Source organism: Pseudomonas sp. MEJ086, from assembly GCF_030209025.1.
GTDB classification, from domain to species: Bacteria; Pseudomonadota; Gammaproteobacteria; order Pseudomonadales; family Pseudomonadaceae; genus Aquipseudomonas; species Aquipseudomonas fulva_A.
Genome location: NZ_JARVSV010000023.1, coordinates 57,344 through 82,382, shown reverse-complemented (window position 1 = coordinate 82,382; position 25,039 = coordinate 57,344). Strand labels below are relative to the sequence as shown.

The 25,039-nt window shown below is 57.2% G+C and carries 22 protein-coding genes; 16 read left to right on the top strand and 6 right to left on the bottom strand.

Annotated features, from left to right (window positions below):
• Positions 1-355 precede the first annotated feature (355 nt).
• Both QRN22_RS14930 and QRN22_RS14925 read left to right on the top strand, forming a co-directional pair.
• Entirely contained in the window at positions 356-646 is a 291-nt protein-coding gene (locus tag QRN22_RS14930) for an Arc family DNA-binding protein (protein ID WP_082045798.1), read from the top strand.
• An 80-nt stretch (positions 647-726) separates the two neighbouring features.
• Positions 727-1,080 (top strand): hypothetical protein, encoded by a 354-nt coding sequence (locus QRN22_RS14925; protein ID WP_052493806.1) that lies wholly within the window; start codon positions 727-729, stop codon positions 1,078-1,080.
• Between the two features lie 129 nt (positions 1,081-1,209).
• On the opposite strand, the gene QRN22_RS14920 is transcribed toward QRN22_RS14925, so the two are convergent.
• Complete coding sequence (locus QRN22_RS14920; RefSeq protein ID WP_042554247.1) at positions 1,210-3,003, bottom strand: sensor domain-containing phosphodiesterase; 1,794 nt, start codon at positions 3,001-3,003, stop codon at positions 1,210-1,212.
• Positions 3,004-3,284: 281 nt separating this feature from the next.
• Between QRN22_RS14920 and QRN22_RS14915 the strand changes: the two genes are divergently transcribed.
• Complete coding sequence (locus tag QRN22_RS14915) at positions 3,285-5,198, top strand: ATP-binding protein (RefSeq protein ID WP_052493807.1); 1,914 nt, start codon at positions 3,285-3,287, stop codon at positions 5,196-5,198.
• Positions 5,199-5,236: 38 nt separating this feature from the next.
• Here the strand turns inward: QRN22_RS14915 and QRN22_RS14910 are convergent, their stop codons facing one another.
• Both QRN22_RS14910 and QRN22_RS14905 read right to left on the bottom strand, forming a co-directional pair.
• The gene (locus QRN22_RS14910; RefSeq protein WP_269432930.1) at positions 5,237-6,055 is read right to left on the bottom strand and encodes a TlpA disulfide reductase family protein; all 819 of its coding nucleotides are present in this window, start codon (positions 6,053-6,055) and stop codon (positions 5,237-5,239) included.
• Between the two features lie 35 nt (positions 6,056-6,090).
• Positions 6,091-8,418, bottom strand: coding sequence for a PAS domain-containing protein (locus QRN22_RS14905; RefSeq protein WP_052493808.1), 2,328 nt, complete (start codon positions 8,416-8,418; stop codon positions 6,091-6,093).
• Positions 8,419-9,010: 592 nt separating this feature from the next.
• Between QRN22_RS14905 and QRN22_RS14900 the strand changes: the two genes are divergently transcribed.
• Complete coding sequence (locus QRN22_RS14900) at positions 9,011-9,376, top strand: histone-like nucleoid-structuring protein, MvaT/MvaU family (RefSeq protein ID WP_042554249.1); 366 nt, start codon at positions 9,011-9,013, stop codon at positions 9,374-9,376.
• A gap of 62 nt (positions 9,377-9,438) precedes the next feature.
• Here the strand turns inward: QRN22_RS14900 and QRN22_RS14895 are convergent, their stop codons facing one another.
• Positions 9,439-9,906, bottom strand: coding sequence for a response regulator (locus QRN22_RS14895; protein ID WP_042554250.1), 468 nt, complete (start codon positions 9,904-9,906; stop codon positions 9,439-9,441).
• A 220-nt stretch (positions 9,907-10,126) separates the two neighbouring features.
• Between QRN22_RS14895 and QRN22_RS14890 the strand changes: the two genes are divergently transcribed.
• A complete protein-coding gene (locus QRN22_RS14890; RefSeq protein WP_042554251.1) occupies positions 10,127-11,089 on the top strand; it encodes an endonuclease in 963 nt (320 codons plus the stop codon).
• Between the two features lie 116 nt (positions 11,090-11,205).
• Here the strand turns inward: QRN22_RS14890 and QRN22_RS14885 are convergent, their stop codons facing one another.
• Positions 11,206-12,345: a glutathione-independent formaldehyde dehydrogenase gene (locus tag QRN22_RS14885; RefSeq protein ID WP_042554252.1), complete on the bottom strand. Its 1,140-nt coding sequence runs from the start codon at positions 12,343-12,345 to the stop codon at positions 11,206-11,208.
• 354 nt (positions 12,346-12,699) lie between these two features.
• Between QRN22_RS14885 and QRN22_RS14880 the strand changes: the two genes are divergently transcribed.
• From QRN22_RS14880 to QRN22_RS14850, 7 genes are all read left to right on the top strand, one after another.
• Entirely contained in the window at positions 12,700-13,263 is a 564-nt protein-coding gene (locus tag QRN22_RS14880; protein ID WP_042554271.1) for a type 1 glutamine amidotransferase domain-containing protein, read from the top strand.
• Between the two features lie 879 nt (positions 13,264-14,142).
• Positions 14,143-14,565 carry a helix-turn-helix domain-containing protein gene (locus QRN22_RS26660; protein ID WP_502945148.1) on the top strand — a complete coding sequence of 141 codons (423 nt, stop codon included), beginning with the start codon at positions 14,143-14,145 and terminating at the stop codon, positions 14,563-14,565.
• Positions 14,566-14,576: 11 nt separating this feature from the next.
• Positions 14,577-15,410 carry a replication initiator protein A gene (locus QRN22_RS14870; RefSeq protein ID WP_042554253.1) on the top strand — a complete coding sequence of 278 codons (834 nt, stop codon included), beginning with the start codon at positions 14,577-14,579 and terminating at the stop codon, positions 15,408-15,410.
• 232 nt (positions 15,411-15,642) lie between these two features.
• The gene (gene parA, locus QRN22_RS14865) at positions 15,643-16,281 is read left to right on the top strand and encodes a ParA family partition ATPase (protein ID WP_042554254.1); all 639 of its coding nucleotides are present in this window, start codon (positions 15,643-15,645) and stop codon (positions 16,279-16,281) included.
• Positions 16,278-16,520 (top strand): hypothetical protein, encoded by a 243-nt coding sequence (locus QRN22_RS14860; RefSeq protein WP_042554255.1) that lies wholly within the window; start codon positions 16,278-16,280, stop codon positions 16,518-16,520. Before parA ends, QRN22_RS14860 begins: the two co-directional genes overlap by 4 nt.
• Positions 16,517-17,035 carry a S26 family signal peptidase gene (locus tag QRN22_RS14855; protein WP_231570165.1) on the top strand — a complete coding sequence of 173 codons (519 nt, stop codon included), beginning with the start codon at positions 16,517-16,519 and terminating at the stop codon, positions 17,033-17,035. The genes QRN22_RS14860 and QRN22_RS14855 overlap by 4 nt, the downstream gene beginning before the upstream one ends.
• Before the next feature lie 292 nt (positions 17,036-17,327).
• The gene (locus tag QRN22_RS14850; RefSeq protein WP_042554256.1) at positions 17,328-19,277 is read left to right on the top strand and encodes a relaxase/mobilization nuclease and DUF3363 domain-containing protein; all 1,950 of its coding nucleotides are present in this window, start codon (positions 17,328-17,330) and stop codon (positions 19,275-19,277) included.
• Here the strand turns inward: QRN22_RS14850 and QRN22_RS14845 are convergent.
• Complete coding sequence (locus tag QRN22_RS14845; protein WP_042554257.1) at positions 19,236-20,138, bottom strand: helix-turn-helix transcriptional regulator; 903 nt, start codon at positions 20,136-20,138, stop codon at positions 19,236-19,238. The genes QRN22_RS14850 and QRN22_RS14845 overlap by 42 nt on opposite strands.
• A 155-nt stretch (positions 20,139-20,293) precedes the next feature.
• On the opposite strand from QRN22_RS14845, the gene hemA reads away from it, so the two are divergent.
• From hemA to asnB, 4 genes are read left to right on the top strand one after another with little or no spacing between them, the layout of a single operon-like run.
• On the top strand, positions 20,294-21,526 hold the full coding sequence (hemA, locus tag QRN22_RS14840; RefSeq protein WP_042554258.1) for a 5-aminolevulinate synthase: 1,233 nt from the start codon (positions 20,294-20,296) through the stop codon (positions 21,524-21,526).
• Position 21,527: 1 nt separating this feature from the next.
• Positions 21,528-22,031, top strand: a complete 504-nt coding sequence (locus QRN22_RS14835) for a GNAT family N-acetyltransferase (protein WP_042554259.1) — start codon at positions 21,528-21,530, stop codon at positions 22,029-22,031.
• A complete protein-coding gene (locus QRN22_RS14830) occupies positions 22,028-23,098 on the top strand; it encodes a Gfo/Idh/MocA family oxidoreductase (RefSeq protein WP_042554260.1) in 1,071 nt (356 codons plus the stop codon). The genes QRN22_RS14835 and QRN22_RS14830 overlap by 4 nt, the downstream gene beginning before the upstream one ends.
• A 23-nt stretch (positions 23,099-23,121) precedes the next feature.
• Positions 23,122-24,975 carry an asparagine synthase (glutamine-hydrolyzing) gene (asnB, locus tag QRN22_RS14825; protein ID WP_042554261.1) on the top strand — a complete coding sequence of 618 codons (1,854 nt, stop codon included), beginning with the start codon at positions 23,122-23,124 and terminating at the stop codon, positions 24,973-24,975.
• Positions 24,976-25,039 lie beyond the last annotated feature (64 nt).

Below are 25,039 nucleotides of genomic sequence, written 5' to 3'. Positions count from 1 at the left end.
CATATCGTTTAACTAATTATTGTGGAGTTGTCGTGTTGCTGAGTCCCGCCAACGATGCCTCTAGCCACTAAAAGCGTGCACGGCGGGCGCTCTAGTTATTCGATTACGGACTCCGAGATGGTCATAAACGCCACCAACTTCTGGAGCAGGCCAACCGCGGATCTATGGCCCCTCTCTCTTCGAGCTAGATTAGCGCCTGGCTGCTCAGCAATAACGTAATCCATCGTGCTACACCGACGCTGGCCGGCAGCGACCAAGCCTCTCCGTAGCAGTCGGAAGCCAAATTTATAAGGAGAACTTTTCGTAAAATTCGCCTACAAAATTTGTATCAGTACTCAACCTGCAGGAGCACAAAATGGCTGCACGGAAATACCCAAGTGGCTTAAAGGATAAGTTCGTGGTGCGCATGCCTGATGGGATGCGTGCAAAGGTCGCTCAACTCGCTGGCGAAAGCGAAGTAAGCATGAACAGCGAAATCGTCGAAGCCATTGAGGCGCACCTTGAAATCCACGCAAGGCAGAGTCTGCTGATAGACGCTCTTCAAGCACAGCAGATCGAGTCTCAACCAGAACAACCCAAGCCGAACATCAAGCCAACGGCTGAAGACCTCGACTACCTCGACGGGCTGAAAAATACCAAGCGCTGAGCCGACGAATTGCCCTCGACCCATTTCATGGCCTAACCTAGAATAACTGTATATACATACAGCTTAGCTATGGTGCGGCCATGCATTATGAAGTCCTCCCTCTGTTCGAACGCGGCAAGCGCAAGCCTAAGAAAGCCTACAGCTCCGAGCCCCGGTTGAGGGCTGATGTACGAATTGAGGAAGCGCTGGAGACGCCTTTCGGGCGCCGGTCAAGCATTGCCATTACCGTCCCATCTGCTCAAGGTGGTAATCCCTTACCCCAGCTCTATGAGGCTCGTATCGGCGGCATGGCGATACTCGCCCTCACCATTGAGGGCGTGGAGTTCGTTGATGGCGTTATGTACCAGCAGGAATGGCACTGCCGAGAACCTGAACACAAGATCCAGGTGCCCTGGACACTCTGCCCCCGTGGCCCGCTGGACGAACTGCTGTGAACAACGCGCCCTTATTACGCAGCGTCTAGAGGGCATCACGCGGCCGCCCTTAAGATTGTCATGAGGGCTACCGGTGCCCTCTTCGTTTCGCCAGCGACATCTTCCGCGCCACACATCGCGTGCGGAGCCTTAGATAAGGCCGGCCGGGCCCTTGTGGCCATTCAACCAGGCCACCAGCTCGGCCGGCGATAATGGCTTGGCAAAATAGTATCCCTGGCCCTGCTGACAACCCCAGCCGCGCAGCAGATGGTAGTGCAGTTCGGTTTCAATGCCTTCGGCCACGACCGTCAGACGCAGATCCTTCACCAGGCTGATCAGGCCGCGGATAATGTGCCAGTCGCTGTTACCCGGTTGGAGGTCGGCCAGCAGCGAGCGGTCGAGCTTTACGCTGGTGGCAGGAATCTGCCGTAGGTAGGACCAGTTGCTGTAGCCGCTGCCGAAGTCATCGATGCCAATGGCCACCCCCAGGTCACGAAAGCGTTGCAGCTGCGCTTGCACGGCTGGGAAATCGGTTACCAATACGCTTTCAGTGAACTCGAGTTCGATGTGCTGAGGCGCCACGTCGAAGTCGCGCAGCGCCTGAACCAGCTCATCGAACAGCAGGCCATCGGTCAAGTCCAGGGCCGACACGTTCAGCGATGTGGTCATTTCCAGCCCTTCGCTTGCCCACTGCGCCAACTGCTCGCAGACACGTCGAACGACCCACCGCGTGATGTGCCGGATCGAAGCGGTGGTTTCAGCAAGAGGAATGAATTCGGTGGGACTGATTTCCCCCAGCGTTGGATGCGTCCAGCGCAACAGTGCTTCAACGGCCACGCAGCGATTGCTCGCCAGATCGACCCGTGGTTGGTACACCAGCCTGAACTGGTCCGCAGAGATAAGGGCTGATTCGATGGCGTTGAGCAACTCGGTGCTGCGCCTCAGACTTGAATCGATCGCGGGATCGTAATCGAGCCAGCGACGTTCACTTGCGCGCGCAGCATCAGTGATGCTGGCCATCAGGCGCAGGATATCCATTGGCGCAGCAGCCTCACGATCCAGCTGCAGCACGCTGATCCCCACATCGGGGAACACAGGTACGTCCGCGCTATACAGCGGTCGAGCGAGAGCGTCCACGATGCCACTGAGCAGGCTCTGCATTGACAGCCCCTGCGAGGGCGCAAAGAGGGTTACGAAACCTAATGTGCCTGAGCGGTATAGGCGTGCGCCCTCAGGCAACACCGCCAGCAAGACCTCCTTGACGGCCAGCATGAAGTTAACGAAGAACTCCATTCCCAACGCCTTGACCAATCGATCCATGCCGGACGCGGATAGTGGCTCCACCAGAATGGCAACCCGGCCAGCCCTCGCCGACTCGGTTAGAAGATCTGCTTCGAAGCGTTGCCGGTTTGGCAGGCCTGTTGTCAGGTCATAGAAGTGCTGACGATGGATCGACTCAAGGCGTGCCACGACCACCTTGGCAGCGTCTCGCAACAGAGCCTGGCCCTGCTCGTCCATCGGGCGGTGGGTTTCTCTGTCGATGATGCACAACCTGCCAAGGCTCAGCCCGGGCTGGATAACCAGGGGCGCGCCTGCGTAATAGCGGATGAAAGGGTCACCATTGACCAGCGGGTTACTCGAAAAACGCGGGTCACTGAGAGGGTCGCAGACTTCCAGCACGGCCCCTTCGTCGAGGTTGTGGGCGCAGAACGACATCTCACGCAGTGTGCGCTCTGGCTCCATGCCAACCCGAGCCTTGAAGACCTGGTAGTCGCGCTCGATGATGCTCACGAGCGCAGTAGGTACCCCGAAGTAGGCGGAAATCATTGCGACGACGCTGTTGAGCACAGGATCCGAGCCGATTTCCAGCTCCGACGTCAAACGATCCACTTCGGCCAAACGTGCACGTTCTTCTTGCGGGGTAAGGATGTTGCACGAAGTCATGTTGGCTACTATCAGGAGAGGCGTAAGGGGAAATATAGCGCTGGGTTGTCTAATGTTGCATGGCCGATCCTATCGATGACGCGTCCGGTTGGACAATTGGGCTTTGCCCACATGCCAGATAGATCAAAGCTATAGGCCGCACCTGCATGTTTCCCGCGCAGGCTGAAGCAGGTTGTACAATTAGTCGAAAGGCTCTGTACTGACGTATCGATTGCCCTCGCGCGTTGTCACTCATCCCTGTTGCACATCCGAAATTCCGGATCTGGCCCCTGGAGCCCTATTTGATCAGTATTTTGTCACGGGGCCTGCAGTTGGTTCGCCGCTTGGCGCGCACTCAGCCAAGCAAGCCGACCCGTTATGCGGGCGCAGTCCTTGTCGTGGCGTTCTGCTGCGCGCTGCGTGCACAACTTCCTTTTGCAGCACTACCGTACCTGTTTTTCATTCCCGGCTTGATGTTCATCGGCTTCTGTTTCGGCGTTGGCCCTTCACTGCTAGGTTGCATGTTGTCGGTACTGGCGGCGCACTACTTCTTCATCGGGGCGATCGGCTTCCAGGACGGTTTGACCGCATGGATCAGTAGCGCGAGTTTTGCTCTGGTCACCTTCGGTATGGCTGTCGTCTGCGCGCTTTTCCGCCGAAGCTTGAACGCACTCTCCGACATCAACGAGCGCCTTGAGCATGAGGTCGAACGGCGCACCCTAGAGCGCGATGGCATCTGGAATGTCTCCCCAGACCTGATCTGCACCCTGTCCGAGGGCGGTGAAGTGGTGGCGATGAATCCGGCCTGGCAAACCGAGACCGGCCACACTGAGCAGGTTCTCAAGGACGGAGCGTTTTTCGCTTTTATCTCCCCTTCCCAATTGTTCGACGCCCTGCGCAGCCTGGATCAGCAGCCGATTGCAGAACTCGATACCCAGGGAGCCCGCAGCAATGGTCAGCCGCTGCACCTGAACTGGCGGATCGCACGCCGTGAGGGGTACTACTTCGCGGTCGCCCGGGATATCACGCAACACAAGGAACGCCAGGAAGCCCTGGAGCAAGTCAGGGCGCAGTTGCAGCAAAGTCAGAAGATGGAAGCGGTGGGTCAGTTAACGGGCGGACTGGCGCACGACTTCAACAACCTGCTGACGGTGATCACCAGTAGCCTGGACTTGCTCGACCAGCGCATCGCTCAAGGGCGGCACAGCGAGCTCCCGCGGTACGTTGCGCTGGCCCGCAACGCCTCCGCCCGCGCGGGCTCCCTCACCCACCGCCTACTCGCCTACGCCAGGCGTCAGACATTGGCGAGTACGGTGGTCGACCCGGCATTGCTGATCCAGGACATGAAAGAGCTGATCAGCAGAACGCTGACACCGCGTGTCGAGCTAGAGGTTGCGACACCACAGGAATCCATCTTGTGCTTGTGCGACGCTCATCAGCTTGAAAATGCGCTACTGAATCTGTGCATCAACGCACGCGACGCCATGCCCCAAGGCGGACGATTACGGATAGAGGTCAGCAAGCAGCGCATCGAGCCGGCGCAAGCCACCGAGACGCTAAAAGCAGGTGAATATGCTCGCTTCCAGGTAACGGATACCGGCATGGGTATGCCACAGAGCGTGGTGGAGCGCGCGTTCGATCCATTCTTCACCACCAAGCCATTGGGCTCCGGTACCGGTCTGGGCCTCTCCATGGTGTACGGTTTTACTCGGCAGTCATCCGGCGACGCCCAGATCGAATCGGAGGTGGGAAAAGGCACCAAAGTGAATCTGTTTCTGCCACTTCACTCCGGCACGCCGACCACTGCCAGCCTCGCCGCGCCATCCACTTCGGAAGATGCGGCTCACACGCCGAGCGGTCTAATTCTCGTGGTCGACGATGAGGACGCAATCCGGGATCTCGTCGGCGAGACGCTGGAAGACATGGGCTACCAGGTCGCCAAGGCAGCGACTGCTGCAGAGGCGCTGCAACTGCTTGAGCAACTGCCTGAGATGGGTCTGATGATTACCGACATTGGCCTGCCAGGCGGCATGAGCGGCGATGAGTTAGCCGTAGCCGCGCTGAATGCACGTCCAGCGCTCAAGGTGTTGTTCATTTCTGGCTACGCCGAGAACGCCGTGCCCGCGATTGCCATGAAAAGCGGCCAGACCGAATTGCTACTCAAACCGTTCGCAGTCACGCAATTCAAGCTGATGGTTCAGAAGCTGCTCGCCTAAATGCTCGGAGACTGACGACGGCATTACAACGCAGCACTTCACTCCTCTGGTCGCGTGCTTTCCTCGAGCTGCTTGAGCGCATGGAACAGACTCGCATGCGACAACTCGCCGAGGTGACTGCCCACCTGGCGACCCTCGGCATCGAAAAACAGCGTGGTCGGCAGCGCGCCTGATCCAACGTGTTGGCCCAGCTGGCCGCCCGGATCCAGCAGTACATTGGCCAAGCCCAGCCCTTCAGTAGCAAAGAACCTTGCCACAACCGCGTCACTCTCGCCCTGATTGACGAAGAGAAACGTGATACCTGACAGCTCACGCTGGGCTTTCGCCATGACCGGAATCTCGCGGCGACAGGGCGGACACCAGGTTGCCCAGAGATTGACCACCAGCGGTTTGCCTGCGAAGTCACGCAGCGTTACCCGCTCACCTTGCTCATTGTGAAAACTCAGCTCGGGCAGACGATTGGATTGTTCGACGGTGTGAAGCAGGAACGAGCCGGATACCCAGGTCAGCATCCCTACCGTAATCGCCCAACCAAGTGGCTTGCGCAGCTTGCCGTCGCGCCAGCACATCCACGTGCCGAGACACAGCGCCGCTAGCAGACCCGGCCAGGCGATGAAGCCACCATCACGAATGTCGACTGCTCGCCAGGGCTCGTCGCTGAAATGCTCCAGATACGTGATTACAAATGCGATTCGGGCGACAACCAGCGCAACCAGAAGCAGCCTGAATACCTGCTTCTCTGGGTCAACTTTGCTTTTCCGCCCCAGCCACCAACCGGTAAGGATCGATAGGGCCAGGCTCACCATCAGCACGACGTGCGGCATCGCTAATGCCAGCGGCCCCAGGTTGATAGTCAAGTTCAGCTAACCCCCATCACTCAGCAGATCCGACCTCATATCCGAACTGTCCCTCGAATCGCCCTGGTCAGAAAGCTGGAGAGCTGATCAATCGAATAGGGTTTCTGAAGAAGATCGAAGCCGTAGCTGCCATGTTGTGCAAGCACCTCGCTATAACCGGAAGTCAGCACGACAGGCATCAGTGGATACTGTATGCGGATCGTTTTGCCAAGATCGATGCCGTTCATTCCAGGCATGACGACGTCAGAGAAAACCACGTCGAACTGGTCAGGTTGCTTTGACAGCAGCTCCAGTGCCTCTTCCGCGTTAGTCGCGGTGGATGGCTGGTAACCCAGCTCGACCAGCGCGGTCTGGCAGAACGCACTGATGTCGGGATTATCTTCGACCACCAGCACGCGAGTGGCATGGTCTGTTGCCAGCGGCTCAGGGGTTGGGGGCTTTGCCCTACGAGGCTCGACTCGACTATCTACTCTCGGTAAATACAGAGTAAATGTTGAACCCTCGCCAACTTTGCTCTCGACGATGACTTCCCCGCCCGATTGTTTGGCAAAGCCAAAGACCTGCGATAGCCCGAGTCCAGTGCCCTTGCCGAGCGCTTTGGTCGTGTAAAAAGGCTCGAAGATTAACTCCAGTTGCTCAGGCGCTATACCGGTTCCCGTGTCGGAAACTGATATAGCGACATAGCGACCTTCTGTGGGCGGATGGAGCCGAGCTGCCGGAATTTGATCCGTAGGCGCCACGCGAATCGCGATCCGGCCACTGCCACACAACGCGTCACGGGCGTTGACGGCCATGTTGACCAGGGCGGTATCAAACTGGTCTGAATCGGCATAAACGAAATACGGTGTGTCAGGCGACTCAATATCAATTTTGATACGAGGCCCGCTTAACGTCGCCAGCATTTCTGCAAGCGAGCGGATGTTCTCGCAGGGAGCAAAGACCTCTGGTTTCAGGGCTTGTCGCCGGGCAAATGCGAGCAACTGACCTGTCAGGCGTGACGCGCGATCCACTGTGGTCGAGATTGCTTCGATGTAACGTAAGCGTTTTTCTTCAAGAAGATTGGGGCGCTTTAACAGATCGCAGGAGGATCTGATAATGGTCAGAAGATTGTTAAAGTCATGCGCGACACCGCCGGTTAGCTGGCCGACAGCTTCTATTTTTTGCGCCTGACGCAGGGCGGCTTGAGCCCGTTCAAGCTCAACCTGAGACTTGATTTGCTCGGTGACGTCGTTGGCAAAACAGAAGCCTCCAGCGACGGAGCCGGAGGGATCACGTAAGGGCGTATAAGCGAGTTCATAGCTACGCCTCAAGAGGCTGGGGTCACCGAACTCAGCGGATATCCTAAAAGTCTCGCCACTCAAAACACGCCTCAGTTGTTCGCGTAGGACTAGTGCTTGTTCCGCCGGCAATAGCTCTGGCAATAATTCGCGTCCCTCTAGCGTATAACCGTAGATCGCTCGAAAAGCCTGAGAATAGGCCTCGTTGAAGGCTATAAGGCGGTAATCGGTGTCGAAGATGCAGGTAGGCACTGCATTGGCCTCGATTACATCGCGGTACAAACGTAGCTCTGCGGTACGCTTGGCAACCTGCTTTTCAAGGGAGGCGTTGAAATCGCGCAGCTGGGCCTCGCTCTGCTTCAGTAGCGCTTCAGCGTTTTTCCTGTCCGTGATGTCGGACGCCGCGCCCAGCCAGCCAGTAATTTTTCCGCCTTGGTCAAAGAGCGGTACCGCACGTACCTGTGCCCACCCGACACTTCCGTCGACGCGGTTGACCGGATGTTCGATGCTGTAGGTCGATCTGGTACTGATGGCTCTGGCAATTTCTGCACGCACCGCATCGCGCGCCTCGACAGGGATGTAGTCATTGAGCCAATTGGAATTGTCTGTGTCCGTGTCCGGAATAAAGTTGCCGCCCTTGAGCTGATGGAGCTGAGTCCAATCAGCATTGATCGAGAAACGAACCTCACTCGATGACCGTACTAAGGCGTCCAACCGCTGCTCGCTTTCAGCGAGTGCCAGCGTAGTGTTCACTTGATCGGTCATTTCCCGCGTGTAGCAGAGGACACCACGGATGGATCCCTGATCATCGCGCAGTGGCGAAAATGAATAGCTCCACCACGTTTCTTCTGGCACACCTTCTCGCGCCATGATGATCGGCGCGTAATCGGAACGGATCGACTGCCCTGACAGTGCTTTGCGCATTGAGTCACGCACCGCATCCCACGCGCCTGCCCACAACACCGGCAGTGATTGACCCAACGCTCCTTCCAGGCGAGATCCAAGGAGTGGCCGATAGGCATCGTTGTAGAAGAAGGTCAGCGCCTCCCCCCAAACCAGGTACATGCTCTCCGGTGAATTGAGCATGAGTTCCAGGGCATTGTGCAGGGACTGCGGCCAAGCATCTTGCGAGCCTATCGGTGTCGAAGACCAATCGTGCCGACGAATGAGTTCTCCCGTCTCACCACCTCCGATCAGAAGCCTGTTACCTACTCTGCCCACGGTCTCCTCCCTATGAATTCATGCGATCCAACGAATCCGGCACAAGGCCACCGGCCACTCGAAACGGCGCTGCCATGCGCAGCCACTGTTAGAAGACACGGACTTGGGGCTAATTCTCCAACTCAATTGTCACTTGATCAACGCATGGGGTGGATCATCGACGGTTCAAAATCGAGCCGAGAAGACGACGCGAGGAAATTGCCTGCCAACAACCGGTAGATTTCCTAACACTGATTGCAGGTCCTCTAATGCCCCACACGTACGGTCAACTAATCATCCGGGCCCACTAATTACACGTCTAGCGTAACGCTCAACCTGGACTCCATGCTGAGCCGTCAAGCGTTGGTCTTGGTATGCTCGGCACTGGCAACACGGGATCAACCACTCACCCTGGCTTGAATTTCAACGTAAAGTAAGCCAAATAAATTGTGCAGCTCTCGACCAAAAAAGGTTATCCATGTCCAAAATTGCCGAATTCAAAGCTCTAGAGGCTCAACTCGCCGCTCAACTTTCTCAGCTTGATGCATTGAAAAATGATGGTGGATTGCAACGCGAAATCGAATTTGAGAAAAAACTTCGCTCGCTGATGTCCGATTACGGCGTCAGCCTTGGCGGCATCATTTCTCTACTCGATCCGCAATCTTCCCGGAGCGCCAAGCTCTCATCTCAAACTACCCGGGGCCCGAAGCGAGAGCGCACAATCAAGGTGTACAAAAATCCCGAAACAGGTGAGATCGTTGAGACAAAGGGCGGTAACCACAAGGTGCTCAAAGCTTGGAAAGATCAGCACGGCGCGGAAGCGGTTGAAGGCTGGCTTCAATAAGCTTTTTAAGCTCTTTGGAAGTGAAAAAGCCGGGCATTGCCCGGCTTTTCTTTATCGCAGGTCTAGCACGGCTCAGGAAGCCGTCCTGCAGGACGAACGGAACCGGCAGGTGGCTCGTTGAGAATGGCCCAGAATATCCCGAGGCCCGATATCGCCTTGACGAAATCAGAGAATTCGACAGGTTTGACCACGTAAGCGTTAACTCCTAGACGGTACGCCTCTTCCAGATCCGGCTCCTCCTCCGACGACGTCAGCATCACAATGGGAATACTCTTGAGCTGATCGTCAGCCCGAATAGCCTCGAGTACCTGCAACCCATCAAGCTTAGGGAGTTTCAGATCCAGCAGCACGACTGCAGGATTACCCTCGTGGCGCGCGGCATATTCACCAGTGCGCCTCAGGTAGGCCAATGCCTCTTCTCCATCTCGAACACAGATCACTTCGTTAGAAAGCCGGCTGCGCTCAAGCGCTATCAAAGCGAGCTCTAGGTCGCGTGGATTGTCTTCCACAAGAAGAATCGGTTTGAGCATGTTTTCCTCTCACTTCTGCGTGAGCCAGGTTAGAAGTCGAGTCATCCTGTCTGATGAGTTTTGGGTCAGACCCGAGAGCAGCGTTGCCGTTCCGCAACGGGCTAATGACCAGAAATCGGCTCGAAGGGCTGATCAGCCCACTGGTGATGCGAGTGGATCGGCGCCAGATGTCACCTAGATGCCATAATGCGGCCCCCCAAAAGCCAAGTCTTCGCCATCCATGAATCACGTTTTTTCAGCTTTCGCCCTCTCCGCTCTCCTCATCACCACAGCCTTTGCCAGCGCTCCTTCGACCTTCACCGAAGCGAAAGTCGTGGCCAAGCGGCAGGTTTTCTTCGACCAGGCAGACGGCTCGGTGGGCGATCTGTACTGCGGCTGCAATTGGACGTGGGTGGGTAAGTCGGGCGGCAGAGTCGATGCGAAATCCTGTGGCTATGAGGTCAGGAAACAGGCCACGCGCGCCGAGCGCACCGAGTGGGAACATATCGTCCCTGCCTGGACGTTCGGGCATCAGCGGCAGTGCTGGCAGCAAGGCGGCAGAAAGAACTGCGTCGCAAGTGACCCCGTGTTCCGGGCAATGGAAGCAGATATCTACAACCTCTACCCCTCGGTCGGCGAGGTCAATGGCGATCGCGCGAACTACAACTACGGGATGGTATCAAGCAGCGAGCCGCAGTATGGCGCCTGCTCTACGAGGATCGATTTCAGCAGCCGAACCGCTGAACCGCGAGACGAAGTCAAAGGCCTGGTCGCACGCACAACGTTCTACATGTTTGACCGGTATCGCCTCAACATGTCGCGCCAGCAGCAACAGGTGCTGATGGCCTGGAGCAAGCAGTATCCGGTGACGGATTGGGAGCGCGAGCGGAACGCCCGCATTGAGAAGATCGTCGGACACTCCAACGAGTTCGTGACCGGTGAGCGCATGTGGACGCAAGGCTACAAGCCTACCGGCGATGGCATGTCGAAGGTCGTTAGCGCGAAATCCACACCGTCAGCAAGCGGCAGTGCGGCTATCGAAAGCTCATCGGGTTCTGTGATCGGCAATCGGAACAGCCGTCTCTATCACCTTGCATCCGGATGCCCAGGCTATGGGCAAGTTTCCTCTAAAAATCGCGTTCCATTCGAAACCGAGTCGGACGCCATTGCCGCTGGTTTCCGGAAAGCCGGCAATTGCAAATAGCAGTTCCGATTGGCCGAGGCGTCCATTAAACGAACGGCCTCGACCTGGAGCTTGAGGTTATGCCGAGTCCTTGGGACGTGGGTTCGACGTCCACGGATGAGGCGCCTTCTGAAGTATCAGGCAGCTGGCTTCATAACGACTTTGGTCCAGCCTTTGTCACGGGCGTCAAAGTGCTTGTATGCACTTGGGCCCTCAGCCAGCTTGAGGCGATGGGAGACGATCTGCGATGGCTTGGCACGGTCGTGGTGAATCAGCGCTGCCAGTTGACGGTTGTACGCCTTGACGTTGGCCTGCCCAGTACCGATTGTCTGGCCTTTGAACCAGAACGCACCGAAGTCAAAAGCCATCTTCCCTTCCTTGGCTAGCTCATTTTCAGCACCAGGATCCTGGGGAACGAATAGCCCAACAACACCTATCCCACCAGTTGCTTTGGTTGAGGCGACAAGGTTGTTCATGGTCAGGTGATTCACCTCGTGGCCATGCTTGTCACAGCACTGGTAACCCACGCATTCGCAGCCACGATCCGTGCCTTTGCCATCGGTGTAATTCAGAATTTCATCGACAGCCTTCTGCTCAACGGAATTGATTGGTGTTGCCCCCATCTTTGCAGCCAGCTTCAGACGGTCTGGCTGATCGTCTATGACGAAAACCTGCGACGCGCCTTGGATGATAGCGGCGTGTGCCGCCATCAAGCCCACTGGCCCTGCGCCGTATATGGCGATGGATTCGCCAGGCTGTAGCCCTGCCAACCTAGTGGCATGCCATCCAGTGGGGAAAATATCGGAGAGCATCACATAGTCGTCTTCGCGCTCTTTGGCGTCCTCAGGCAAAACGAGGCAGTTGAAGTCTGCGAAGGGAACTCGCAGCAGCTCGGCCTGGCCGCCATCATAGGTGCCCATTTCAGCAAACCCATAGGCTGCGCCGGCGCTGCCCGGGTTAGCCGTCAAACAATACCCGGTAAGGCCCTTTTCGCAATTTTCGCAAAAGCCGCAGCCGATATTGAACGGCAAGCAGACCATGTCGCCAACTTTGACCCTTTCGACGCCGGCACCCACCTCAATCACCTCGCCAAGGTTTTCGTGACCAAAGACACGGCCTGTTTCAAAGGTGGTGCGGCCTTCGTACATGTGGAGGTCGGAGCCACAGATGTTGGTGGAAGTGACTCGTACTAGGGCGTCGGTGGGCTTTTCAATCTTTGCATCCGGGACGTTTTGTACGCTGACGTCACGTGGTCCGTTGTAGACGATTGCCTTCATGTGGGTTCTCCAAGTTAGTTCAAAGGAGCGCCATACGCGCTTTCGTTGCTACATAGGTTGGTGTTCAGCGCAAAGGAGGCCGTTCAGGAAAATTGCGGCGATTCCTGACCGGTGGTGCCACGGATGATATTGATTCGACACCTGAGGTATCAGCGTCTACTCGAATCCAAGGGGCTGACGGGAGTTGACTATGAAGATCGTGACCGCCACATAGCCGTGCGGAAAGATCAGGGGGAACCTGCGTGGGTAGGATGAACTTTCAAAACCGCTCTTACATCCCATCTTCAACGCGTCGGATGAATCATCAGCCGCACGCTTCCCTTTTTACCTTGATGAGAGGACTGGGTGACCACCATGAGTACTCAACTGGCAGGCAAAAAAGTACTGTTCATCACCTCCAATACGGGCATCGAGCGGGATGAGCTGGTTAAACCGTTTGAAGCGCTCAAGGCGCTGGGTGCTTCGGTCACCCATGGATCAAGTGACGGCGGTACCACCCAGACATTCGTTCAGGACACTGAGAAAGATCGCACGGTCGAGTCTCAGGCTGCGCTGGCCGGGCTCAAAGCGTCGGATTTTGATGCCCTTGTGATTCCAGGCGGTACAGTCAATGCCGATACGCTACGACTGGATGAAAACGCCCAGCGCCTGGCGAAGGAATTCGCCGATGCGGGCAAAGTGATCGCTGCGATTTGTCATGGACCGTGGTTGCTAATCAACGCTGGGGTTATCACTGGCAAGACCCTCACCTCCTACCCCAGCGTCAGACTCGATCTGGAAAATGCCGGTGCTGCTGGTTGGGTAGATGTTGAAGTCAAGCAGTGCCAAGCCAATGGCTGGATCTTGATTACGTCGCGTACCCCCAACGACATCCCGGCGTTCAACGAAGCTATCGTTGCGGCGCTTCAGTTGGCGTGAGGCGCAGATGAGTCAACGACCCCAGCCGACTGGCCACTGGATCAGTGACTGGGGTCTCCAGAGAAGCCTGGTCTTTTTGGGGCCAACCAAGGAAGAATGAAGGCACGGTAGGCGACCATGTGCGGCTAGATAATTCGTTGGATCGATATTTAGTCGCTGTTGATGCTTACGGCCACTGCCTCGGCTTCGATGTCCAGTGATACCAGAACCAGCCGCGCGTCCATCAAACGCTGTCTCTAACACTTTCGAGTCTGAGGCCTGACACTTCCGTTCGCCTAATCTCCCGGCGCATGTGGGAATCCCAGTGGGAGCTGTTCCTTGCTTCATATCCAGCTTAACTTCTGCATCCTGATTTGAGCCTGATTCCCTGCCACTCAGAAAACCACCATGAGATACTAACCCCTGTCATCGCTCGGCCGGCGCGCCTGGCAAGGAGAGGCTGGTTGGGCGGTGATACCCCATCAATGCATCTGACGCTAACGCTCGCTGCGCTCATTAATGGCATGTCTATCGCGCCCTGCTCCGCGATCAGACCTGCGCCGCAGGCGCTCAGTGTCACTGCTTCAATCGCCCACTAAGACCGTTACGGCAATGGTCTTTTCCGTAAATGCGCAATTCCGCCCCGACTTATTTCCTCGAATTCGTAAAAGCTCAAAAGCGGTATTACGGATTTACAGAAATCCGTGCCTACGGTTCTGCGGATTTACCGAGAACCTTGAATCCGTAACTCCACAGCTACGTGCCGTTGCGTTTTTACGGCCGCGGATTTTCCGACTCGGCCACTATTGATCCCACTCCTGTCTAGCTTCTGACTGTTCGCGCATCAATAGCCACATCCTTTGCGCTCGAAACCGCCATGACCCAATCCGGCATGATCACATGCGCTTGCTGACGCAGCCTGCAGCTCCCAACTTCATCGGAGGATGCATTGTGTCGCACGTAGCAGAACCCAACCGCAGTGACCGGCGTGCAGATTTTGATCTCAAGCGTTTGTGCAAAGCAGGTCCTCACTCTCACGCTCTGAAACCCGCATCAGATGAGCGCCAGCCTGAAGCAGGCACGACCAATCAAATGGCGGGATATCTCACCAACAACGAAGCAGCAGCCTACCTACGCCTTTCACCACGCACGCTTGAGAAACTGCGCATCACCGGCGGCGGACCTCGTTTTCACAAGTTTGGCCGGCGGGTCATGTATGCACTCATAGACGTAGAGGCATGGGCCAGCGAACGCAGTTTCGAGACCACCTTCGACCCTGAATACGTAAGCCGTCATCCAGGAGCGCATCGCGATGATCTCTGAGGTGGTTTTACATGAGCAATTCTCCGCTCGCGCAAGGCGAGCAGATGGACATGTTTCGTGCCCTGCCCGGCGATATGGCTCCGAGAGATGCACAAGATCTGATGGCGCACCCGTTCTTCTCGCTGGCCAAGTCAAGGCGGACGGTACCCATCAACTTTCATGCGGGATCGGTGACCGTTCACGTCGAGGGGACGCTGGAGCACGGCATCGCCACCATCTGGGATGCCGATATTCTGATCTGGGCTGCCAGCCAAATCGTCGAAGCCCGCGATGCCGGTATACCAACGTCCCGGCTTATGAGGGCAACGCCTTACGAGATATTACGCTTCATCGGCCGCGGCAGCTCATCGCGCGACTATCAGCGCCTGAAGGCAGCGCTCGATCGCCTGCAATCAACCAGCGTGGCGACCTCTATCCGGGAGATAACGGGTCGACGGCTGCACCGGTTTTCGTGGATCAACGAATGGAAAGAGCTGACTGCCACGGATGGTCGCCCTATGGGTATCGAGCTGATCCTTGCCGACTGGTTTTACAGCGGCGTCCTGGATCAGGCGTTGGTGCTGACGATCGATCCGGCCTACTTCCGTCTCAAAGGCGGCATAGAGCGCTGGATGTACCGCCTGGTGCGCAAGCATGCGGGCCGGCAAGAAGACGGCTGGCAGTTCGACTTCCGGCACTTGCATCGCAAGTCGGGAAGCACGGCACGTTACTCGGACTTTGCTCTGGATCTGCGAGCCTTGGTAGCTCGACAGTCACTGCCTGGCTATCAGTTGGAGATCGTCAGTCTCCCCCCCTCCACCGAGATCCTCGCCTTCAAGCCCGTGCCGCAAACGGCACGGGGATAACCTGCGCAAAAGCTGTGAAACCCTTCGTGCTATCAGGCGCAAGCAGGCTCGTGCTATCAGGCGCACGACTATCGTGCTATCAGGCGCAACGAATCCGCTACAGCCCACGTCCTGCGGGGCTTTGCACGCCCCTTAACTTAACTAACTTAAAAGCTCTAACTTTTTGTTGTAGGGCACCCTGGGCGAGAGGAAATAGCGCCGCATCGCGTAAGGGCATCAGGGAGGTAGGCGCATGATTCTTGCTCTGCTCAATCAAAAAGGCGGTGTGGGCAAAACCACACTGGCCACACATGTTGCGGGCGAATTGGCGCTTCGCGGCTATCACGTTCTGTTGCTGGACGCAGACCCTCAAGGCTCGTCTCTGGACTGGACACAGCGACGCAGCCAGCAGGGATATCCCAGGCTCTTCAGCACCGTAGGTCTTGCGCGAGAAACACTGCATCAAGAAGTGCCTGAGCTGGCCAAGCGCGCCGATCACGTGATCATTGACGGGCCACCTAGAATCGCCGCCCTCGCCCGCTCTGCGTTGCTTGCCGCTGACCGCGTATTGATCCCTGTTCAACCAAGCCCCTACGACCTCTGGGCCAGCGCCGAGATGCTCAATCTGATTCGAGAAGCACAGGTCTTTCGTCCCGCGCTTCACGCAGCGTTTGTCATCAATCGGCGCGTCAGTACCACGATCATCGGAAGGGAAGCTCGCAGTGCGCTTGCCGAACAATCGTTGCCCGCTATGCAGGCCGAAATCCGTCAACGCATCGCGTTCGCCGAGAGCGTGGCAGCTGGTCGGCTGGTACGTGAACTATCGGCAGACAGCATCGCCGCGCGCGAGATCAGTGCCTTGGTCGATGAGCTTTTGAGGAGTCCGTCATGAGTAACAAACGTATCGCTATAGGCGCTCGGCCTTTGGCCAACCCGGATGCGGAAGCGTGGATTGTGCAAGGCTCACTGGATGACATCGTCAACGCCAGACCTTACAGCGCACGCCTGACATTGGACATCACGCCAGCCCTTCGCACGCGCATCAAACGGACTGCGTTTGATCGCGGCATCACGATGGCAGCAATGCTGCGCGATGTGCTGGAGGATGCCTTTCCGGAGGGCTCATCGTGACCCGGCGAGCAATTGCGCTATTGCTGCTCTCAGGAGCTGCGTTCATTGCGCTCGGTTACGCGTCCCTCGGCCGCCCTCATCCCATGCTGGTCTACAACGCGTCAACGAGTGTTCCTAAGGGTTGGTACCGCATCAATGCGGCAAGCCCCTTCAAACCTGGCGACTGGGTGCTCGTTCGGCTGCCCGCGAACGCTTCGACACTCGCGATGCAACGCGGCTACTTACCGACGACGGTTCCATTACTGAAACCGGTGGCAGCGGTCGCACCGCAACGAGTGTGCGTGGAGCAACGGAACGTAATCGTCGACGGCAGGGTTGTTGCCAGACAGTTGCGCCACGATCGGCTCGGTAGACCGCTGCCTGCTTGGCACGCATGTCGGCGGCTGTCTGAAGATGAACTGCTCCTGCTCAGCACTTCAAGCGCTGAGTCATTTGATAGCCGCTACTTCGGCCCCGTCCGTATCAATGCGGTGATCGGACGTGCGTTGCCATTGCGACAGCCGAAACACCAATGAGCGCGATCACCAGGTGTCGGTCGCTGGCCTCTGCTGACCCATGGCTAGGCCTCGGCACTGCATGCGGATCGAGCGCCTCATTGGGGTAAATGTTAGCGGGGACATGACGAAAATACCGGGTAAGAGCAGAGGGCAAGATAAAAGAGCGCAGCACTACGTTTGCGCATGAGGCCAGCCTGTACGAGGGGTATGCGCGGCACTGCCAGTGCGCGCTGAGGTGTCATCAATGGTGCTAAGCGCCAGTGATCAAGGAGTCGACGCGAGTTTCGTTCACTCTGGAGGATCCTTCAGGATGGAAAAAGAAGTAGGAGAAAACCATGAGGCGGGCTTTCGCCTGCGACCAGGAAAGGTCAAACAAGGGGATCAGCGCTTCATCAATCAGGTACTGCGACAAACAAATAAAGCCGGGTTCGGCAGTGGCGGTAAATCTGGCCACCAGCCGGGCGCTCGGCTTGGTCGAGGTCATGTTGCTGCGCGTTTCAGCGCTGAGCAGCTATCGCCCCTGGCTCGCCGCGTAGCCATCAAGACCCGGTTGGTGAATTTGCAGCGCGCAGGCAAGCATTCTACTCGGAGCCACTTGCGCTACATCGAGCGCGCCGGTGTGAGTCGCGAGGGTGAGCCGGGCCAGGCTTATGGCCCACAAACGGATCTGGCCGACCTTGAAGCATTCGAGATAAGAGGCCGAGACGACCGGCATCAATTCCGCTTCATCGTCTCTGGGGAGGATGCTGAACAGCTTGACGACTTGCGCACCTATACCCGCCATCTGATGAGTCGGGTGGAAGCCGACTTAGGCACCCGCCTTGAATGGGTAGCCGTCGACCACTGGAACACAGATAACCCCCATACGCACATCGTCCTACGTGGTAAGGACGACACAGGTAAAGATCTGGTAATCGCCCGCGATTACATCGCAACAGGCATGCGCAATCGAGCTGCTGAGCTCGCGACGGAATGGCTTGGCCCTCGGACTGAACTGGAAATTCAGCGTGGACTGCAGCGCGAGGTGACACAGGATCGTTGGACGAGTCTCGATCGCATGATCACTCGTGAGTGCCAGGCTGGGGTCTTGCCGATTAAGGCGTTAGCCGGCCATGACAATCGACAGATGTTGCTGGGCCGCCTGCAGCACCTCGAGCAACTGGGTTTGGCACACCAGAGCGGTAATACGAAATGGGTTCTGCACCAGGACGCGCAACGCACGTTACGCGCGATGGGCGAACGCGGCGATATTGTTCGAACGATGCAGCGTGCCATGAGTGGCATCACCCGCGAGTTGTCAATATTTCAACCCGACGTGGGCAATCACGAGGTGACGGGCCGGGTCGTAGCCAAAGGATTAGCAGACGAGCTCAACGACCGTGGCTACCTGATCGTCGATGGGCTGGACGGCAAGGCCCACTATCTCCAGCTCCCTCCACGTGAGGAGTTGGCCACGTATCCAATCGGCGCAGTGGTGCAAACTCGCACTCTCAACGAACCACGAGCAATCGACTCCTCCATTAGCCAATTGGCCCAAGCAGGTGTTTACAGCGCAGAACATCACCGAACCTTGATTCGGACCGGAGGTAACCACTCGCAAGATCCAGACGCGATAGTCGAGCGGCATGTTAGGCGTCTGGAAGCCCTGTGTCGGGCTGGTATCGCACAGCGCGTTGGCGAGGGGCTGTGGCAGGTGCCTAAAGACTTGCTAGAACGCGGCCATCAGTACGACAAATCCGTCGCAGGGGGCACAGCCGTTGAACTGCGTACACCACTGCCTATCGAGCGGCAGCTGCGCACAGTCGGAGCCACCTGGCTCGATGAGCAACTGATCAGCCGTCGGAAAGATATCGCATCAACCGGGTTCGGAAAGGAAGTGCGGGATGCTCTTGAACGGCGCTCTGACTTCTTGGTTGAACAAGGACTCGCAAAGCGCGAGGGGCAGCGCTTGATGCTTACTCGCAACCTGCTCGCCACTTTACGCGACCGGGAGCTGACTGCGGCCGCACGTGAGGTATCAAAGAACACCGGCTTGCAGTATCGCGTCCCAGTCGACGGTGAACGTGTTAGTGGCGTTTACCGGCGCAGCCTGCAGTTAGCCAGTGGCCGCTATGCGCTGCTAGAGGACGGCGCGGGCTTCTGCCTAGTGCCATGGAAGCCTGTAATCGACAAGCGACTTGGCCAGAACTTATCAGCAGTGATGCGAGGCAACAGCGTGTCATGGCAGATCGGCCGCCAGCGTGGACCCGCTATCGGCTAAGGCCACTAAGGACTGGGCAGTCTCTTCCTTCAACCACTGTTCAAAAACATTGCTTTGCGGCTCACCTTCCTTTGCTGCGTAGTAAACCAGGCGTAAGTGTCTGTCTTCATCGATGGTGAGTGTGGTGTGCTCGAATTCCACCTCACCCACGCCCTGGATCCGCAGGTAACGAATGCCCTGACAGGGTCCGTGAATATCCTGTTGCCGCCACCACGACTTGAAATCCGGAGAGACTTTTTCCAGGTTTTTGACCAGCGCTACGATGTCCGCATCTTGAGTGGCACGAACGAAGTCGCGACGAAAACTGGACAGCATCTGGAGCGCCTGTTGGTCCCACGGCTGAAACAGTTCACGCATGGCAGGACAGGCGAACAACAACCAAAGGAGGTTGCGCTGTTCGGCAGGATGGCATGACAGATCGAATACCCGATCTGCGGCACCGTTCCACGCCAGCACATCCCAGCGCAGGTTGAGCACGTAAGCAGGCCGAGATGGTAGGTCAGACATCAGCCTGTGGATCAACGGCGGAACCACACACCAAGTACGCCCAGGTTCCGGGGGTAGGCGCTGGTGCGCTAACAAGAACAGGTGACGCCGCTCGGTCGCATCGAGCTTGAGCGTACGTGACAGGTTGTCCAGGAAAGTAGCTGACACGCTGATGTCTCGGCCCTGCTCCAGCCAGGTATACCAAGACAAACCCACTCCCGCCAAAGCGGCCACTTCTTCACGGCGCAAGCCAGGTGTCCGCCTACGCCCGCCGGCACTCAATCCAACATCTGCTGGCGACAACCGTTCACGCCTGCTGCGAAGAAACTCGGCCAACTCCAGTCGCGTGCGCTCAAGGGTGCGGGGTGCGCTCATCCGATTACCTCCAGTAATAGCATAAACAGTCAAATTGTAACCCCCATAAATCCGAAGAAGAATACCTCGACCTGGCCGCAATAACTCGAGCTAGGGGCTTTTGCTTGATGAGGAAACGCACGTCGACGGGCATTACTTGCAAAGGAGATATACGGATGTACCAGGCACTTCTTCAAAAACAACTTGAGACCCTAAAGTCATCGAACCAATACCGCACCTTCACGACGCTCAGTCGCATTTGCGGTCAATATCCACTTGCCCGTCTTGAGGATGGCAGCAAGGAACCCGTGGTGGTTTGGTGCAGCAACGACTACCTCGGAATGTCCCAGCACCCCGCCGTGCGTGGACAGATGCACAAGGCATTAGATGCCTACGGGGCTGGTTCAGGTGGCTCACGCAATATTGGCGGATCACACGAGGTGTATACCCGCCTGGAAGCCAGTCTGGCGGAGTGGCACGGAAAGGAAGCTGCGCTGGTATTCCCCACCGGTTTCGGATCCAACGACACGACGCTTCAATGTTTACTGCGGCGCATTCCGGACTGCGTCGTGATCAGCGATGAGCTAAATCACGCCTCTATCGTCAACGGTATTCGCTCGACACCCAACGAACGCAAAATCTTTCGCCACAACGATGTAGAAGATCTTGAGTTGATCCTTGCCGGTTACCCATCGAATCGGCCGAAAATCGTGGTGTTCGAGTCGGTGTACTCAATGGATGGCGACATTGCTCCCATCGCCGAGATTATCAGTGTCGCCAAACGTCATAACGCCCTTACCTATCTAGATGAAGTGCACGCGGTGGGCATGTATGGGCCACGAGGTGCCGGGGTTGCCGCAGAACTTGGCGTGGCGGATCAGGTTGATGTCATCCAGGGCACAATGGCCAAAGCCATAGGCGTCATCGGTGGCTACATAGCTGCCAGCCAAATCATCATTGATTCAGTTCGCTCGTTTGCTACCGGCTTCATCTTCACCACCTCGCTACCGCCCGCAGTCACCGCTGGCTGCTTGGCGAGTGTGGAACACCTTAAGGCAAGTAGCGCGGAGCGTGAACGCCTGCACGCCCAAACTGCCTTGCTACGTGAGCGTCTCAAGCACTACGACATACCGGTGATGCCGTGTTCACAAACGCACGTGCTCCCGGTGTTGGTTGGCGAAGCAACACGGTGCAAGGCAGCGGCGGAACGCCTGCTGCGCAAGCATGGTGTTTACCTACAGCCGATCAACTTTCCGTCTGTGCCGGTCGGCACTGAACGCTTCCGCGTCAATGCGACACCCGATCACAGCGAAGAACAGATCGAGCATCTAGCCATTTCGCTTCGCGAGACCTTCGATCATTTCACCATCCCCCTGGCATCGCAGGCCTTTGGTACGGAGATGGCCTGACATGCAACAGCCTCTTTTCATCGTGAGACCTGCGAGCACGGCCGATCTGGCCTGTTTAGTGGAGCTGCGTGCGCAGCTCATTGAAGGAACCAACGCAAGCTACTCGAGCAAAACACCTGAAGACTCAACCCGCTGGCGGGCGGCCTATCGTAGCTGGCTTAGCAGCCATTTGAGCGAGAGCGATAGCGTCCAGATAGTAGCGGCTGAACACAAGCTGTCCGGCCAGGTACTGGGCTGCGCGACGGCCATCATTGACCAGCGTGCGCCTGCCCCCAGCTGCCTCAATGGCTTGTCCGGTTGGGTGCAATCGGTGGTGGTCGAGTCTCAGTGGCGCAATCTCGGCATTGCTCGGCAGATGATGCAGCACCTGCTCCGGTGGTTTGCCAACCGTGGCGTTACGGCAGTGGTACTGCAAAGCACCAAGGTCGCTGACTCCCTGTACCAGGATTTGGGTTTTATCAGGAGTGACGAGAGCCTGATGATCCGTCAGGAGACCTTGCCATGAAGATCTTGATCATAGGTTTAGGCTACGCCGGCAACCGCTACCGCCGAGCCTTCGAACACATCGCCACCAGCACAGGTATACCGGTGAGGTTGGCGTATGTCAGTCGCCAGAAAAGAACAGCCGACCTGCCCTACTACGACTGCGTCAGTCGAGCGGTGACCGAGTTTTCCCCAGAGATCGTGGTGATCAGCGTTAACGATCACAGCCATGCCCCGGTTTTGCAGCAGTTGGCCGGATACCAGGGATTCGTCATTTGCGAGAAACCGCTGGCGACACCCGATGACGACCTAGATGCCATTTCAGATGCGATGCGAGATGTCAGCGGCTTCGCCCTAGACCTGGTTGAACGTTATTCGGACGCCTGCCGGCAACTACGAGAGTGGGTCGAGCGGCACAACTGGGAACTGGTGCGGGCCAGCTTTCACTGGGGCAAAGATCGCATCAATGACTACCGGCCTACCTGCGGCGTAATCAGCGAAGCGATCCATGCGCTGGATCTGCTCAGTTGGATTTCCCCCCGTGCCGGCCAGGTGGAGTTGCACGGAATACAGGGCGTGCGCTCCGACTTTTCAATCTCGGGCACCAATGTGCTCGACAGCGTGCAGCTCACTGCAAGCATGGGCGAGGCGCGGGTTACAGGCTTCAGCAGCTTCGTAAATATCGTCCGCCAACGAACCGTGGATTTCAGTTTCGTGGATCACCGCTCGCAATTGATCCATGCGCGGCTGGTGCTCGACACACCGTGCTGGGACCACGACCAATTACGAATCTGGACGCGTAATGCCGACGGATCTGAAGCTCTTCTGCACACGTTCACCACCGCTCCCGACACGCCGGGACTGGAGACCCTGCACAAGCTGTCGAGGTTGTGTCTGCAAGTCGTGCGCGCTGTGAGCATGAAGGAGCCTCCGCGACAAGGCTTTGCAGATTTGAGCACCGCCCTGGCTCTCCAGCGCTTGCTCAACACCATAGAAATCGAAGCGAAAACGGCTCCGCCGGCCCGTTATGTCCGAGGCGGTAAACGCGCGTTGCTGGCGGAAGACAGCAACCTCGAAATTCTTGGCTGAACGTATTTTCAAGGAGCAAGACGATGTGTGGAATAGCAGGTTGGCTTTCGTACGGCCAAAACATGGAAACACAGCGGATCACCCTACAACGCATGACCGACACAATGGCCCGACGCGGTCCGGATGCCGGTGGGCTATGGATCGACGGGCCAGTAGGCCTTGGTCACCGCCGTTTGTCAGTCATTGATCTGGAAGGTGGTCGCCAGCCGATGGTAGCGATCCATGGTGGTCCCCATGAAGTAGCCGCCATCACTTACAGTGGCGAGGCCTACAACTACCGCGTGCTACGCGCGGAGTTGCAACGCCTTGGACATCGCTTCGAAAGTGTCAGTGATACTGAGGTAGTACTACGGGCATACGTCGAATGGGGCGAAGCCTTCGTCGAGCGACTCAACGGCATGTATGCATTTGCCATCTGGGATCGGCGTACGCAGGAGCTGCTGCTGATACGGGACCGGATGGGCGTCAAGCCGTTGTATTACTACCCGACCCAGGATGGCGTTATCTTCGGCTCTGAACCGAAGGCATTGCTCGCCAATCCGCTCCTGCCACGCAAAGTGCGCGCAGATGGCCTGCGCGAGATCTTGGAAATGGTAAAGACGCCAGGTCACGCCGTCTTTGACGGTATGCGTGAAGTGTTGCCAGGCGAGATCGTACGCGTTAACCGACAGGGTGTGAGCCGACGCCAATATTGGAAATTGGAAGCGCGCGAGCACAGCGATTCTCTGGACAGCACCATTCGCCATACCCGTGACTTACTTGAAGACATCATCGACAACCAGATCGTCGCTGACGTACCACTGTGCAGCCTGCTGTCCGGCGGGCTCGACTCGTCAATCATCACTGCACTGGCCTCCCAAAAACTCCAGGCTGCCGGAAAGGAGAACATCCGCTCTTTCTCTGTCGACTTCACAGAACATGGCAACGGCTTCACTGGCGATGCGGTACGCGGCACACCCGATGCGCCTTTTGTGCGCGACTTGGTGGAGAAGATTCATTCCAGCCATCAGGAGATCATCCTCAACAGTGACGAGTTGGCCGATCCAGCGTTACGCGCTCAGATTGTCAGGGCATTAGATCTGCCACCAGCTTTCTGGGGTGACATGTGGCCGTCGCTCTACCGGCTATTCGAGGAGGTACGCAAACACTCGACCGTTGCTCTCTCTGGTGAGAGCGCAGACGAGGTATTCGGCGGCTATCGCTGGTTTCACGACCCAGAAGCTATTCAGGCGGACACATTCCCTTGGCTGACTTCGGTGACCGGCAAGTACTTTGACGGCAAACCCTTGTTCGACCCAAGCCTTCTGCACCGTCTGGACATGGGGAGTTTCCTGCGTGACAGCTACGCCCAGGCTATCGCAGAAGCCCCGGTACTACCCGGGGAAAGCGCGCAGGACGTACGCATGAGACAGATGAGCTACGTAAACCTGACCCGGTTCGTACAGACCCTGCTCGACCGAAAGGATCGTATGAGCATGGCCGTCGGCCTTGAGGTAAGGGTGCCCTTCTGTGATCACCGTCTCGTGGAGTATGCCTTCAACATCCCTTGGGCGATGAAAGCCTTCGATGGTCGAGAAAAGAGCATTTTGCGTGCTGCGACACGCGACCTGCTGCCCGCATCAATCAGCGATCGCGTTAAGAGCCCCTATCCCTCAACTCAAGACCCTGCTTATGAACTGGCGCTTCGTGAAGCGCTCGCAGCTGTTCACGCTAATCGCAACGCACCGGTGACGCCGTTGCTTGACGATGCGCAGGTCCAGCGAGCGTTGGCCAAGCCGCTAGGCACCATCTCTCCCATGTACGAACGCATGGGCATGGAGCTGGCGGTCGGCCTCAATACCTGGCTAACCGAGTACGAGGTCAGCCTCGAACTTTAGCCCCGAACCGGTTACGGCTCTGGACGGGGCCGTAGCCACTCCTTTTGAGTCCAAGTGCGCCACG